At 41.8% G+C, this 16,342-nt stretch carries 10 protein-coding genes; all 10 read left to right on the top strand.

The window, feature by feature from the left end; translation table 11 throughout:
- The 10 genes from malQ to rluF all read left to right on the top strand — a co-directional run bounded on the left by malQ (window position 1) and on the right by rluF (window position 16,322).
- Window positions 1–1,977, top strand: a complete 1,977-nt coding sequence (gene malQ, locus CWC28_RS06595; RefSeq protein ID WP_138624907.1) for a 4-alpha-glucanotransferase — start codon at window positions 1–3, stop codon at window positions 1,975–1,977.
- On the top strand, window positions 1,977–4,214 hold the full coding sequence (gene glgB, locus CWC28_RS06590; protein ID WP_105173540.1) for a 1,4-alpha-glucan branching protein GlgB: 2,238 nt from the start codon (window positions 1,977–1,979) through the stop codon (window positions 4,212–4,214). The genes malQ and glgB overlap by 1 nt, the downstream gene beginning before the upstream one ends.
- Complete coding sequence (gene glgX, locus CWC28_RS06585; protein ID WP_105181824.1) at window positions 4,204–6,261, top strand: glycogen debranching protein GlgX; 2,058 nt, start codon at window positions 4,204–4,206, stop codon at window positions 6,259–6,261. The genes glgB and glgX overlap by 11 nt, the downstream gene beginning before the upstream one ends.
- Window positions 6,254–8,776 (top strand): glycogen/starch/alpha-glucan phosphorylase, encoded by a 2,523-nt coding sequence (locus CWC28_RS06580; protein WP_063707596.1) that lies wholly within the window; start codon window positions 6,254–6,256, stop codon window positions 8,774–8,776. Before glgX ends, CWC28_RS06580 begins: the two co-directional genes overlap by 8 nt.
- 18 nt (window positions 8,777–8,794) lie before the next feature.
- The gene (gene glgC, locus CWC28_RS06575; protein ID WP_105181826.1) at window positions 8,795–10,096 is read left to right on the top strand and encodes a glucose-1-phosphate adenylyltransferase; all 1,302 of its coding nucleotides are present in this window, start codon (window positions 8,795–8,797) and stop codon (window positions 10,094–10,096) included.
- A gap of 122 nt (window positions 10,097–10,218) precedes the next feature.
- Entirely contained in the window at window positions 10,219–11,757 is a 1,539-nt protein-coding gene (locus CWC28_RS06570) for a glycogen synthase (RefSeq protein ID WP_138624906.1), read from the top strand.
- A 91-nt stretch (window positions 11,758–11,848) separates the two neighbouring features.
- Window positions 11,849–13,063, top strand: coding sequence for an EAL and HDOD domain-containing protein (locus tag CWC28_RS06565; protein ID WP_105173536.1), 1,215 nt, complete (start codon window positions 11,849–11,851; stop codon window positions 13,061–13,063).
- 7 nt (window positions 13,064–13,070) lie between these two features.
- Window positions 13,071–14,153 (top strand): DUF418 domain-containing protein, encoded by a 1,083-nt coding sequence (locus CWC28_RS06560; RefSeq protein ID WP_138624905.1) that lies wholly within the window; start codon window positions 13,071–13,073, stop codon window positions 14,151–14,153.
- A gap of 43 nt (window positions 14,154–14,196) precedes the next feature.
- Entirely contained in the window at window positions 14,197–15,288 is a 1,092-nt protein-coding gene (locus tag CWC28_RS06555) for an ABC transporter substrate-binding protein (protein ID WP_234003610.1), read from the top strand.
- 89 nt (window positions 15,289–15,377) lie between these two features.
- Window positions 15,378–16,322, top strand: coding sequence for a 23S rRNA pseudouridine(2604) synthase RluF (rluF, locus tag CWC28_RS06550; protein ID WP_105181828.1), 945 nt, complete (start codon window positions 15,378–15,380; stop codon window positions 16,320–16,322).
- Window positions 16,323–16,342: the final 20 nt, after the last annotated feature.

The raw sequence follows: 16,342 nt of genomic DNA, 5'->3' as shown, positions 1-16,342 counted from the left end.
ATGCAGTCACTTTCCCAGTTATATTACCTGCACGGCATAGGCTATGAATATACTAAGTACACTGGCGAACATGTTATTTTCGATGAAAGTACACGTAGGCAGGCACTTAGTTGTTGCGGTATCGATACCCAAGATGCAGATGCAATTAAACAACTTAATTTTGCATTAGATGCAGGTACTTGGCTGAACTTGTTGCCTCATACAAGTATTATTGAGGCACACCACCCAATTTTGAAAGTACGCGTTGATGAGCGTTTATTGTCACGTTCATGTACATTAAGCGTGCCTTCGCTTGATATTCACTTTACGCGTGAAAACTTACAGGACTTAGCTGTTCTTGGTGATTATGGTCTAAACGGCATTCGTTATCTTGAGCTTGCTTTACCAGTTCCTGACATGCCAATTGGTTATCATGATGCCCTCATTACTGTGGCAGATCAGCAATCCCACAGTCAGTTATGGATTACCCCAAAAGAGTGCTTCTCTATTGATGATAAAAAGCGTCTGGGCTTATCGATTCAGCTTTATAGCTTATGCAATGAAGAGGGGCTCGGAATTGGTGACTTTGCTGATTTAGCAAATCTAATTACAGAAGCTGCAACACATAACATGGATTATGTGTTACTAAACCCGCTGCATTTACTCTTTGAACACAGCCCTGAGCGAGCAAGTCCTTACAGCCCAAATAGCCGAGCGTTATTGAACCCGCTGTATATTGCAGTGTCATTATGTGAAGACGCCAAAAATAATAGTGCACTTGATAAATTATTGGCCGATAAGCCCCACAATAGTGCGCCTTATATTGATTACACTTCGGTCAGTGATTTCAAATATCAAGTATTTAGTCTCTTGTATCAGCATTTTTATGAGTTTGCTTCAGCACAGCGAAAACAGCAGTTCGCTCGTTTTTGTGAAACTCATAAACACAGCTTGTCGACCATGTTGGTCGGGGACCGTGATTATGCTAGCTACTTACAATGGCAAGCTCACCTACAATTAAATATCTGCCAGCAAGCTGCCCGAGACAGTGGTATGGCAATTGGCCTTATTAATGACTTAGCCGTTGGCTGTGCTGGTGATGGTAGTGAGTTCAAAAGCCAAAATGAGCTATTTGCAGATAATGCACATGTTGGAGCTCCGCCAGATCCTTGGGCTGAACATGGTCAGAATTGGGGCTTGCCGGCACTCAATCCACAAAAGCTAAGTAAAGACCACTTTGCTTTTTATCGTTCACTTATCCGCGCCAATATGGAAGATGTGGGTGGTCTTAGGATTGACCATGTAATGGCAATTCGTCGTCTTTGGTGGTGTTTTGAAAATAACGCCAAGCAAGATGGCTGTTATGTCTATTATCCATTTGAGCAATTATTAGCGGTTCTTAAGATTGAGTCTCACCTTAATCAATGCGTAGTAATAGGTGAAGATTTAGGCGTGGTACCTAATGAAGTACGTGAAGCTTTAAAAGCGAGTGCAATCTATTCAAATGGCTTGTTCTATTTTGAAAAAGATCACCAAGGGGACTTTTTAGCCGCTGAGCATTTTGCTCCCCATAGTCTTTTAATGATAGCCAACCATGACGTGCCACCTTTTAAAGGTTGGTGGGTTGGTCATGATATTACGATTAAACAACAATATGGTTTGCTTGATGAAGACCAAACTCAGGCTCAATTCGATGCGCGAAACATAGAAAAGCATCGCATGCTTAATTTTATCTCGCGAGAGTCAAATCAGCATTTATCGTTAGATACAGATGCCTTTATAGTTTATGAAGCGTTGGCATCCTCTTTAGCGGCAGCACCAGCAAAATTATTTACTATTCAAATAGATGATTTAGACCAGCAAATACTGCCTGTGAATATCCCCGGTACTGACAAAGAGTACCCAAATTGGCGGCGTTTATTGTCGCGCCCAGCGGCGCAAATTATTAAAACGCAACAGACATTGTTAGCCAATTTAATTTCGATAAGGAATCAATAATGCGAAGTCGTGTTCGTCAAGAGCAAAGTGCACAACCTGTTATTTATCAAAAACAAATTGATGCATTAGCCAGTGGTTGTTTTAGAGATCCTTTCAGTTTTCTTGGAGCGCACAAAAGTGGCGATTCAAGCTATGAAATTCGTTGCTTTTTGCCTGGCGCAAGCAGTGTTTCGGTTCTACTTGGCACAGAAAAAATCGTTGCGCAGCAACAAGGTGATAGTCATTTATTTATCGCTAATATCAAATCAAAATTGAAACCTGACTACCAACTAGATGTCAGTTATAGCGATGAATTTAATCATCAACAATATGATGAGTACAGCTTTGAAAGCAGCTTAGATGAACAGGCAATGTATCTGTTTAATGAAGGCAGTTTAGAGCATGCCTATCAGCATTTTGGTGCGCATTTTGTCACTCAACAAGGCGTTGATGGTGTTCGTTTTACTGTATGGGCGCCGAATGCCAGCAGTGTATCTGTTATTGGTGAATTTAACTATTGGCAGCGTAACCGTCATTTTATGCGTTTTCATCCTGCCAGTGGGGTATGGGAGTTATTTATCCCAGGGCTTAAAGAGCATCAATGCTATAAATTTGCTATCACCACTTTGAGCGGAGAAGTGCTTGATAAAGCCGATCCATTTGCGTTTAAGATGCAACAAGCACCGGGGACGGCGTCCGTACTGCAAAAGCTAAAAACGGGAATTCAACTTTCTGAAAAAGCGTTAGCAAATCGTGCGAAACGAAACAGTGTTAATGCACCTGTTAGTATTTATGAAGTGCACGCGGGTTCTTGGCAAAGACGAGATAACGGTGAGCGCTATCTAACATGGCGTGAACTTGCTGATAATCTTATTCCTTACACTAAAGAGCTCGGCTTTACGCATCTGCAATTAATGCCAATTAGTGAATACCCTTTTGATGGTTCTTGGGGATATCAACCCGTTGGATTATTTGCCCCGACCAGTCGCTATGGCAGCTTTGAAGATTTTGTTTACTTTGTAGAGCAATGTCACGAAGCCGATATTGGTCTTATTCTTGACTGGGTACCTGGTCATTTCCCAAGTGATCCACATGGTTTACATCGTTTTGATGGCACCCACTTATACGAACATGCCGATGTAAGACAAGGCTTTCACCCTGATTGGAATACCTATATCTACAATTATGACCGCGCAGAGGTTCGTAGCTTTTTAATTGCGAATGCAATGTACTGGCTACATGAATTTGGCATTGATGGCTTACGTGTGGATGCGGTTGCCTCAATGCTTTATTTAGATTACAGCCGTGAAGAAGGGCAGTGGGTTGCAAATCAGTACGGTGGCCGAGAAAACTTAGGTGCCATTGAGTGTTTAAAACAAGTCAATATGCGCTGCTATGCGAAAAACCCAGGCATTATGATGGTGGCTGAAGAGTCAACAGCATGGCCGGGTGTTACGCGCCAAGTTGACCATGATGGTTTAGGTTTTGGTTATAAGTGGAACATGGGTTGGATGAACGACAGTTTGCATTATATGCAGCGCGATTCCCTTTACCGTTCGCATCACCACCATGAAATGACGTTTTCAATGGTTTACGCCTACAGTGAGAACTACATTTTACCGCTTAGCCACGATGAAGTGGTACATGGCAAAGGCTCATTAATTGAAAAGATGCCAGGGGACGACTGGCAAAAGTTTGCAAACTTACGTGCATACTATGCCTTTATGTGGGCGCATCCAGGTAAAAAGTTATTGTTTATGGGTGCAGAAATCGCCCAGCGTAAAGAGTGGAACCACGACCAATCGCTTGATTGGCATTTACTTGAGCATATTAGCCACAGTGGCATGCAGCAAACGATTAAAGATTTAAATGCTGTTTACACCAGTACGCCAGCTTTATACGAGCAAGATACCAGCCCTGCGGGTTTTGCGTGGCTCGATAGCAATAATGCTGAACAAAGTATGTTTAGCTTTATTCGCTATGCAAAAAAAGCTGAAGACTTTGTGGTGGTGATCTGTAACTTAACGCCGCAGGTGTATCACGACTATGTGATTGGTGTGCCAAAAGCTGGCGCTTATCAAGTTATTTTGAATACAGATAAGGCGGACTATTTTGGCTCTGGCGTTGCAGCAACTAATCATGCTGAGCAAATCATTGTAAGCCAAGCGAAAGAAAGCCATGGCTTTAATCAAAGCATTAGCGTGTCTTTGCCTGGTCTTGCGACAATTTACCTTAAGAAGGTGAACGATGAGTCATAGTGTCGAACTCGAAGTCGGTGTGAGCTCGCCGTTGGGTGCGTCTGTTGTGGGTAATGGCGTGAACTTTGCTGTGTACGCGCCACAAGCACAACATATGTCATTGTGCTTATTTGATAGCAGTGGTCATTCAGAAATTCTCACCTTAGCGATGCATATGAATGAAGGTGGTATCTGGACACTAAAAGTGAGCCCTCTGAAAAGTGGCGCCTTGTATGGTTTTCGCGCTGATGGTGAGTACGCACCCGAAAAAGGACTCTTTTTTAATAATCACAAACTGCTGTTAGACCCGTATGCCCGAGATTTGTATGGTGAGTTTACTTGGAGTGAACGTCACTATGGGCAAATGCCTGTAGGAAAGTTAAGTCAGGTTAACAATGCCATTGATATGCCAAAATCACGAGTCCGTGAGTTAGCACCTTACAGCGGTAAAAAACCGAATCACTGCTGGGGAAAAACGGTTATTTATGAATGTCATGTGGTTGGTGCAACCTGCCGTCACCCTGAAATTCCAAAATCGTTACAAGGTAAGTTTTTAGGTTTAAGCCACCCTAGCTTTATTGAACACCTACGCACTATTGGTGTGACTTGCTTAGAGTTATTACCAGTTCATGCTTTTATCAGCGAGCAGTTTTTAACAGCCAAAGGCTTACAAAATTACTGGGGCTACAACACGCTTAACTTCTTTACGCCGCATAAAGAGTATCTCGTTAATGATGATATTAGTGAGTTTCAAGAAATGGTCGCGGCGCTTCACAAAGCAGATATCGAAGTGATACTCGATGTGGTTTATAACCACACAGCAGAGGCGGGCACCGATGGACCTATCTTGTCGCTACGTGGCTTAGACAACTTAGGATACTACCGCACCATTGCTGATAAACCACAGCATTATATTAATGATACCGGCTGTGGTAACACGGTAAATATTGATTCGCCTCGCTCTTTACAGCTGGTACTTGATAGCTTGCGTTATTGGGTTGAAGTGATGGGTGTCGATGGCTTTCGTTTTGACTTAGCAACCATTTTAGCGCGTAACCCAAATGGCTTTAATCAGGCACATGCGTTTTTCCAAGCGATTAATCAAGACCCTGTACTCAGCCAAGTTAAACTCATTGCAGAGCCATGGGATATTGGCCCAGGTGGTTACCAATTAGGGGCTTTCCCTGCGCCTTGGCGTGAATGGAATGATAAATATCGCGATACGATTAGACGCTTTTGGAAACAAGAGCAGGGCGTAATTGGCGAGCTTGCAAAACGCTTACATGGGTCGTTCGACTTGTTTGAGCATAACCTACGTGGGCCACTTAACAGTATTAATTTCATCACCAGTCATGATGGCTTCACGCTTGCAGACTTAGTCAGCTACGAGCATAAACACAACGAAGCCAATGGTGAGCAAAATCGTGATGGCCACAGCGGTAATCATTCATTCAATTGTGGTGTCGAAGGCTTTACCAATGACCCACAAGTGAGCAAATTACGCTTACAACAACAAAAAAATATGCTGTTAACTTTGTTACTTTCTAAAGGCGTGCCTATGCTTTCATTAGGAAGCGAAATGGCACACTCACAAGGTGGTAACAACAACGCCTATTGTCAAAACAATCGCACAAGCTGGTTAGCATGGAAAGACTCACAGTTAAGCCATCCTCTAACTCGATTCATTGATGACGTACTGCGCATTCGAAAGCAGTTCAGCATTTTTAAACATCGCTTTTTTGTGCACGATAATGACCCGCGTTATGACGTGGCGTGGTTCACCGAATCAGGCAGCAATATGCAACAAGACGATTGGCATCAAGGCGATCGTCAAGTGTTGATATACAGCCTGACAGACAAGCACACAAATCAAGCTTTATTGATCATATTAAATGCAGGATCAGAGCCGGTAACTTGCCAACTTCCAAGTTTAGATAAAGGTAAGTGGCAGTTAGCACTGACTAGCATTCATCCTATGTCAACACAGTTTGTTGATAAGGAACACCAGATTGCTGCAATGAGCAGCTGGGTTTTTACCGCCAATTCAGAGGATCTAAATCATGGCTAAAAATGCCGATCAAGTATGTGTTGTTAAGGGCTGGCAGGATGCGCCTACAGTTGATGAAAGTACCTTAGACGATGATTTATCACGCCATTTTTATTACACCCTTGGGCGTGATAAAGTGGGTAAGTCACAACTGTATTTATACCATGCATTAGCATTAACTATTCGTGACCGATTAGTTGCTCGTTGCCGTGTGACAAAACAGCAAATTCATGAACAAAAACGCCGTAAAACAGCTTACTTATCACTTGAGTTTTTAATGGGCCGTGCCCTTGGTAATGCGATTTTAAACTTAGACTTAGATGAGCAAGTAGCTAAAGCGTTACAAGAATACTGCACTGAACTTGAGCAAGTTGCTGAGGCTGAGCACGATGCAGGTCTGGGTAATGGTGGCTTAGGTCGTTTAGCTGCCTGTTTCTTAGATAGCTGTGCAAGTCTTGCATTACCTGTAATTGGCTATGGTATTCGTTATGAATACGGCATGTTTAATCAAGCTATTGAAAATGGTCATCAAATTGAGCAACCGGATAATTGGTTACGTGAAGGGCACCCGTGGGAGCTGAGTGCACCAGAGCAATCAAAACGCGTAAAATTCTTTGGTCATGTTGAAAGCTATACTGATAAATACGGCCGTGAGCACCGTCAATGGCTAGATTCTCAAGATGTGTTAGCTGTGCCTTATGATGTGCCAATTCCTGGCTATAAAAACGATATCGTTAATACCTTACGTTTATGGAAATCAGAAGCCACCGACGAATTTGATTTAAGCGAATTCAATGCGGGTAGTTACTCTGAAGCAGTAGCGCGTAAAAACTTAGCTGAACAAATCACTATGGTTCTTTACCCGAATGACAGTAGTGAGAACGGTAAAGAACTGCGTTTACGTCAGCAATACTTCTTATCATCAGCGAGCTTACAAGACATCATTGATACGTGGGTTAGCAAACATGGCGAAGACTTCTCTGACTTTGCCGATTACCATGTTTTTCAATTAAACGATACACATCCAAGTATTGCAGTAGCAGAGCTAATGCGTATTTTGGTTGATGAGTATGAGCTTGATTGGCAAGAAGCCTGGTCTATCACGACTAAAACGATGGCGTATACAAACCACACTTTGCTTCCTGAAGCATTAGAGAAGTGGTCAGTATCTTTATTTGCCCGATTATTACCGCGTATCTTAGAGATTATCTACGAAATCAATGCGCGTTTCTTAGCTGAAGTAGCGTTAGCTTGGCCTGGTGATGTTGAAAAGCAACGTGCGTTGTCACTTATCGAAGAAGGCCCTGAGCCACAAATCCGCATGGCGTATTTAGCGATTGTGGGTAGTTATTCGGTGAATGGTGTGGCTGCACTTCACACTGAGCTTCTTAAAGCGGGCTTATTCAATGAGTTTTATCAGCTTTGGCCTGAAAAATTCAACAACAAAACCAATGGTGTAACACCACGTCGCTGGTTAGCACACTGTAACCCTGAGTTGGCTAAACTGCTTAATCAACATATTGGCGATGAATGGGTTGCTGACTTTAGTAAAGTTAGCCAGTTACGCCGTTTATATGACGACCCTAAATTCCATAAGCAATGGCAAGCTGTAAAACACAGCAATAAGCAACGCCTTGTTGAATTAGTGAAAAACCGTTGTGGTGTAGAGTTTGATGCCGAAATGATGTTTGACGTGCAAGTTAAACGTATTCATGAATATAAGCGTCAGCTTTTAAACGTATTGCACGTTATTCACCTTTACGACCGTATTCGCCAAGGCGATACAGCAAACATTGTTCCTCGTTGTGTGCTATTAGGCGGTAAAGCCGCACCAGGTTACTACATGGCGAAGAAAATTATTAAATTAATTAATAACGTAGCAGAAGTGATCAACAAAGATCCGCTAGCTAAACCGTATTTAAGAGTTGCTTTTTTACCTAATTACAACGTGACAGCAATGGAGACTATTTGCCCAGCGACGGACTTATCTGAGCAAATATCTACAGCAGGTAAAGAGGCATCTGGCACAGGTAACATGAAGTTCATGATGAACGGCGCATTGACTATAGGTACGTTAGATGGCGCTAACATCGAAATTCGTGATGCAGTGGGTGCTGACAACTTCTTCTTATTTGGTGCACGTGCAGAGCAAATTGATGATATCAAAGCGCACTATAATCCTGAGCAGATTATTCACCAAACTGACAGCCTCTATAAAGTAATGCAATTACTTGAGAGCGGTCACTTCAACTTGTTTGAGCCTAATTTATTTGACGACATTATCGCGGCGATTAAGAGCCCGCACGATCCATGGTTAGTCGCTCATGATTTTGCCAGCTTTGTAGAAGCGCAAGAGCAAGTTGAACAAGCCTACTTAGACACTGCTCACTGGACCAAAATGAGTATTTTGAATACTGCAGCCAGTGGCATGTTTTCGAGCGATAGAACCATTGGTCAATACAGTGACGACATCTGGCATTTGGAGCCATTACTGGATACTAGTGCACAGCAAAACACACAGAAGAAAAGCAGCTAGCTTAAGACGGAGAGAGTTATGCCAAGTTATGCAAATCGATACATAAGTAGTTTAACCAGAGAAACGTATGCCCTTATCCTAGCAGGGGGGCGAGGTTCGCGTTTACATGAATTAACAGACTGGCGTGCTAAACCAGCAGTGTATTTTGGTGGTAAACACCGAATTATCGACTTTCCACTGTCGAACTGTATTAATTCAGGTATTCGTCGTGTTGGTATTGCTACTCAATATAAGTCGCACTCATTAATTCGTCACGTAAACCGTGCATGGGGCCACTTTAAGAAAGAACTTGGCGAATCAGTCGAGATCTTACCAGCATCACAGCGTTACGGTGATGAATGGTACTGCGGCACAGCCGATGCGGTATTCCAGAATATGGATATTATCCGTCATGAGCTGCCTAAGTATGTAATGATCCTCTCTGGTGACCACGTTTACTGTATGGATTACGGCGGTTTATTGGCAAAACACGTTGAAACAGGTGCAGATATGACAGTATGTTGTATTGAAGTACCTTGTGAGGAAGCTGCTGATACATTTGGTGTAATGACGGTTGATGAAAGTAATCGAGTTCGTCGTTTTGATGAAAAACCAGCTGCGCCAACCTCTGTGCCGGGTAAGCCAGGCACCTGCTTAGCATCAATGGGTAACTATATTTTCAATACTGAATTCTTATTTGAACAATTGAAAAAAGATGCTGAAACGGAAGGCTCGGGCCGAGATTTCGGTCACGATATTATCCCTGCTATCATCGAAGAGCATAACGTGTTTGCTTATCCGTTTAGAGACTCTAACACCGATGGTCAGCCCTACTGGCGCGATGTAGGTACCCTTGATTCGTTCTGGGAAGCCAACATGGAGCTGGTAATGCCACAGCCTCAGCTTGACCTTTATGATCCCAAATGGCCAATCTGGACATATCAAGAGCAATTACCACCTGCTAAGTTCATTTTTGATGATGATGATAGACGTGGTATGGCAGTTGATTCAACGGTATCGGGTGGCTGTATTATCTCAGGATCGTTAGTGAGAAAATCACTATTGTTCTCGAATGTGTATGTACATTCATTTTGTGAAATTCAAGAGTCTGTGATTTTACCTGGTGCAAAAATACAGCGAAACTGCCGAATTAGGCGTGCTATTATTGACCGCAATTGTGAGATCCCAGCGGGTCTTGAAATTGGTTACGATCACAAAGCCGACAAAGAAAATGGCTTTAGAGTTTCGAAAAAAGGGATTGTATTGGTAACTCGTGATATGTTGAATGAACTTGCAAAGAAGTTAAAGCAACAAGAGCAAGATAATAAACGACTTGCTTAAGCAATTACGCTAAATGAAAAAGGGAGGGCATGTCCCTCCCTTATTTATATTTGAATAATACCAATTCGTTAATTAAGTGGTAGTGCGGATTGGTATAACAGTTTTATGGAGTACTGCAAAGCATGCATGTATTGATGGTAGCTGCAGAGAATGATGCATTACCGAATGCAAAAGTCGGTGGTGTAGCGGATGTTGTTAGAGATTGCCCTAAAGCGTTAGTAGAAAAAGGCCTTAGTGTTGATGTAGTGATCCCTGATTATGGCTTTGATTATTTAGAGCGTCATCACATAGGTGTAGTGCATGTACCATTTGCAGGTCAAATGCAAAAACTGGATGTGTGGAAGCTTGCTAATAGTGATGAAGGTGTAACGCAACTGCTTATATCTCATTGGGAATTTAGCCGCCATAACGGCGCTGTTTATTGTAATGATGAACCAGGTCGCCCGTTTGCTACAGACGCAAGTAAGTTTGCGCTTTTTAACGCTGCTGTTTGTGAGGCCTTGTTACAAGGGCTTATTCGCACTCCTGATGTTGTTCATTTACATGATTGGCATAGTGCCTGTGTTGCTTTGTTACTTAAAACAGACAGCCGCTATAGAAAACTAGCGCATTTATTTTTAGCCTACACAGTTCATAACCTTGCATTGCAAGGGATACGTCCTTTTAAAGGGGATAGTTCAAGCCTAGAAGCCTGGTTCCCAAGCTTAGGCTATAACGGCGAACGATTATGCGATCCGCGTTATTTTGATTGCTTTAATCCAATGCGTACAGCAATTAATCTGGTTGATAAAGTACACCTCGTTTCGCCAACCTATTGCCAAGAAGTATTGCGTCCAAGTGATGCTGAAAAGGGCTTTTTTGGTGGTGAAGGGCTTGAAGCAGACTTGCAAGCAGCCTATGAACAAGGCCGCGTAGTGGGCATTCTTAATGGTTGCGAATACCCAGGAATGAAGCTTGATGACATTAGCTTAGCGAGTCTTTATCAACATGCCGAAAATGCGTTATTTCAATGGATGGCAAAAAGCCCGGTATTAGATTCAAGCTATTACATCGCGCATCAACGCTTACTTAAATTTAAAACTCAGCCTTTTTCTGGGCCATTAGTCACCAGTGTGGGTCGTTTAACGGACCAAAAAGCGCTGTTACTTCGCCAGCCTTATGATAAAGGACTGGTGTTAGATGAGTTATGTCAGCGCTTAAAACAATATAACGGCTATATGATTATTTTAGGCTCTGGGGATGCTGAACTTGAGCAAATAATGACATCGGTTATGGCTCGCCAAGAAAACCTGCTATTTTTAAAAGGGTACGCACATTTTGTTGGCGAATACATGTATCACTTAGGCGATTTATTTTTAATGCCAAGTTCGTTTGAGCCATGTGGTATCAGTCAGATGTTAGCGATGCGAGCAGGTCAGCCGTGTTTAGTACATGGTGTAGGCGGTTTGCGTGATACGGTAGAGCATCATGTGAGTGGTTTTAGTTTCCAAGGTGAGAGTTTAGCATCACAAAGCTACGAACTTGTTACTAGTTTTAGCGATGCGCTTGAGCTTAAGAAATCACAACCAGAGCAATGGTGTTCAATATGTGAACAGGCTAAAAATGCCCGTTTTACATGGCAATCCGTTGCAGAAGGCTATTTATCAGGCTTATATCAATAAAAAATGCGTGATTCATGGTAATTAAGTGACTTTTTTGTCAATTTCAGCTATTAATTACTTAGTGTGAGATAAAATATAAAAAGTAGGTAAAGTGGCTGTATTTGTTGCTAGGCAAGCGGTCTTTAATCGTCGTCAACAAGTTGTCGCCTATGAGCTACTATTTAGAGATAGTTTACAGAATAGTTTTCCTGATGTGTCTGAGAGTACAGCAACAGCTCGACTCATTATGGAAAACCAGCTCAATTTAGGTACCCGTCATATAACGTCGGGCAAAAAAGCGTTAATTAATATAGGTCCAGAGTCTTTGAAGCTGGACCTTTGCGCGTTTTTGCCAACCAAAGATGTGGTGATCGAGTTACTCGAAACCATGGAGCCTACCGACGAAAATTACGAATATTGTCGTGAGCTTTTTCACAATAACTACAAGTTGGCACTGGATGATTTTGTTTACCAACCTGAGTGGGATCGCTTTTTAAAACTCATTCGTCTTATCAAATTTGATGTTCAGCAAACACCCTTTGAAGAAATTGCCCCTGTTGTTAATAAACTTAAAAAACATAAAAAAATAAAGCTTTTGGCAGAAAAGCTTGAAACAGCCGATGATTACGACAAAGCCTATAAAATGGGCTTTGATTTTTTCCAAGGTTATTTCTTTGCAAAACCCAAAATGATTCAGCATCGCGATATTGATTACAACTACGCACTGGTATTATCAATTTATGCTGAAGTCATGCGCCCAGATCCAAACATCAGCGAGATTGCTGGTTTGTTTTCGTTAGATACCGCACTTGCTTATAAGTTGCTGCGCTTAATTAATAGCGGCGTGTTTCCAATAAAGAGTAAAATTGGCTCTTTAAAACAAGCGCTTGTCTATTTAGGCCATGAACGACTGAAAAAGTTTGTAAGCTTAATTATTACCGCCCACAGTGCTCAATCAAAACCCGCTGAGCTTACTCGGCTTTGTGTTGTTAGAGCGCGATTTTGTGAGCTTATTGCGCAGCGTGTCGCAAAACAGCAAACTGGTGAAGCGTTTTTAACGGGGCTGTTTTCATTACTTGATGCTATCTTAGATCAGCCAATGGAAAAGCTATTGGATCGATTGCCGTTTCCTGACGAAATTCATGCTGCTCTTATGCAAGAAAAAAATATCCTCTATTACATACTTGAAACGGTTAAAGCGTACGAAACTGGTAGCTGGTGGGCGCTTGAACAGGCTGTTGCCTATCTAAGTATTGAAAGTTCTGATCTTCCCAAGATATACGAAAATGCAGTAAATTGGAGCGATAGCTGCAGGCAAAACCTATAAGGGATTTATGCGCAATATAAATATGGATGTTTTACGGGGTATTGCGGTACTCGGCTTGATGTTTATGAACATCTACACCTTTGCAGTGTTTGAGTATGACTATACGCCAAGTGCTACGCCACCATTTTCAGATTCACTCATTTACACCATCAATACAGTGTTTATTGATGGGCGTTTTAGAAGCCTTTTTTGTCTGTTATTCGGTGCGTCTTTAGTTATTCAATGGCAACTTTGGCAAAGCGTCGAGAAGCAACATAAGCGGCTAAAAGTTTTGGCATGTATAGGCCTTGCCCATGGTTTTTTATTGTGGGCTGGCGATATTTTGTTTATTTATGCTTGTGCAGGCTGGTTAACGCTTAAATTTAGCCAGCAAGATGACGAAAAAATACTGCGTATGGGCATGCTGTTTTTACTTCTTGGTGCCTTCATTTCATTTTTACTCTCCTTTATAGAGCCAGAGTTTAGCCCTGTAACGAGAAGCTCTGAGAGCTTTTTAATGGCGTATGATGCAGCTTATTCTTCTTATTTTGCAGGATTCGTCAGCAATTTTTTGATGTTTATCATAATGCTTATTGCTGTGCCGCTCATCACAATGTGGATGGCTGCAGGGTTAATGCTGGTGGGTGTTTATTTATATAAACAAGGGGTATTTGTTCAGGGTTTAACACATTCTCAGCTTAAGTTGATTGTTCCTACTGCGATAAGTTTAACGGCTCTGAGGTTGCTGATAGACTCGAACCATAGTGTGTTTATGTACGCGATTGTGGAACCGATTAATTGGCTGGCAGCTTTAGCCATGGCCATTTGCTATTGCCACATCATTGTGAAAATAGTTAAAAATACCCCAAGCAACTGGTTGCTGTTACAGCAAGCCGGTCGCATGTCATTGACATTATATCTAATGCAAACAGTGATTTTTATCCTGTTTTTTAAAGTCGCTTACCCAACCGCAGCAGTTAATTTTGATCGCATAGATTATTGGTTGGTCATTGCTGTTGTGCTTGTTTTTCAATTGTTTTTTTGTAAAGTGTATAGTCAGTACTTTACACATGGTCCGTGTGAATTAATTTGGCGAAAATTGTCTAGATAATTCCTCGTATACTACAATCAAAGAAAAACAAAGCGGGGTGGTAATGCGAGTTTGCTTGTTGGTTTTTACATTGCTTTGCTGTTCACCACTTTATGCTGGCGAGCAATTCTCTGTGCTGTTAGTTAATCCCTCAGTTAAAACTGATTTGTTTTGGCAAAAAGTGACTAATGTGATGCAGGTTGCTGCAAAGCAAAATAATGTTTCTCTCACAACAATTTATGGCGGTGGAAATCGCCACATTCAATTAGCCGAACTCAAACAATACCTGCAATATAACCCTAAACCTGATTACGCCATTTTAATTAATTACCCAGGTGGCGCAGAGCAGTCAATGAGCTTGCTTGAACAACACAAAGTGAATTTTATCACTCTCGAAGAAACGATTGTTGGCGTAGAGCGTGACGAAGTGGGTAAACCCCGTCAGCGCTTTAAGTATTGGTTAGGTGAAGTATTTCACGATAACTTCAAAGCCGGTGAGCAACTTGGTAAAGCCTTACTTAATGAGGCAATAAATGCAAAGCAAACGCCTCACTTTGTTGCGATTAATGGTCATTATGGCACAGAGTCAGACACCCGCAGTGACGGCCTTGTTCATTATTTACGAAAACAAGATGTTGAGCTTGAGCAAGTTGTGTATGCCAGTTGGAATAAGCAAGAAGCCGAGAATAAAGTGAGCCGATTATTACAACGATACCCAGATACGAATGTGATTTGGTGTGCGTCTGATTTGATGGCGCAAGGTGCCCTAGAAGCAGTAAAAGGTAAAAAAGATAAAGCCTATTTCATAGGTGGCATTGATTGGCTTGATGATAATTTAGACTTAATAGAACAACAAAAACTCACTGCCAGTGTTGGCGGGCATTTTATGATGGGAGCATGGGCTTTAATTAGCGTGGTCGATCATCATAATGGTAACCCTTATTGGCAAAATCACGATGAGATTAAGTTTCAGCTTGGGGTGATCACAAAGCACAATATTCAAAGTTACAGCTGGCTAAGAAACATCAAAGATTGGTCGGTTATCCCTTTTGAAACCTTCTTACTGCAAAACAGCAAAAGCACTGAGTACGCCTTCGATTTTGATACGCTACATAGTTTATTGAGCGAAAAGCCCAAAAACGCAGCGCAACACTAAAAGTGTAGTCAAAGAGCCTAGATTCTACCTAGCTTGGTAAAGGCTTCTGGTATAAACTAGCGGCTTTAAAATCCAGACAGAAGTGTGCCATGACAGAGTTAAAGCGATTAAATAAATTTATCAGTGAAACAGGTTTTTGTTCACGCCGTGAGGCAGATAAATATATTGAAGAAGGTCGTGTTACTGTTAACGGCAACTTGCCTGAAATGGGCGTAAAAGTTAGTGACGCCGATGATGTACTTATAGATGGCAAACCTTTAAAAGCAAAGCCTAAGCTGGTTTATATTGCCTACAACAAACCTGTTGGCATTACTTGTACAACTGAGCGAAAAATCCAAAGCAATATTGTTAAAGCTGTTAATTACCCAGAACGTATTTTCCCGATTGGACGCTTAGATAGACCATCAGAAGGCTTAATTTTCTTAACTAACGAAGGCGACATCGTTAATAAAATTCTTCGTGCTGGTAATAATCATGAAAAAGAATACGTAGTAACGGTTGATAAACCGCTAAACCGCCAGTTCGTGAATAAGATGGCAAACGGCATTCCTATCCTCGATACCGTTACTAAAAAGTGTAAGGTTAAACAAACAGGCCCGCAGCAATTTACTATAGTGCTAACACAAGGCTTAAACCGCCAAATACGCCGTATGTGTGAATATTTAGGCTATGAAGTGGTGACTCTAAAGCGCACACGAATTATGAACGTGACCCTAAAGGGTTTAAAAGTAGGGCAGTGGCGCCACTTAACCGAACAAGAAATGGCTGAGATCAATAATTCAATTGCCGACTCAGGTAAAACGGAAGAGCGTTCAATTGATGAAAACAAACAGCCAACCCAAGCTCGTGCTAAGCAAAAGCCACGTAATGAAGAAGAAAAAAAGCGCGACTTTTCTAAATACGTAAAAAAAGCACGCAGTGATGCCAAGCAAGGACAATCAAGATCTAAGGCTGGCAATTCACACTCATCAAAACCAAACCAAACGAAGCGTAGCAGTACTAAACGCATCGGCACATTAAGCCTGAAAAAGTAAACTTAGTGCATTAGAGCCCT

Source organism: Pseudoalteromonas sp. S4492 (assembly GCF_005886115.1).
In the GTDB taxonomy this organism is placed as follows: Bacteria; Pseudomonadota; Gammaproteobacteria; order Enterobacterales; family Alteromonadaceae; genus Pseudoalteromonas; species Pseudoalteromonas gelatinilytica.
The sequence above is the reverse complement of the archived record's forward strand: the minus strand, read 5'-3'. Positions and strand labels throughout refer to the sequence as shown.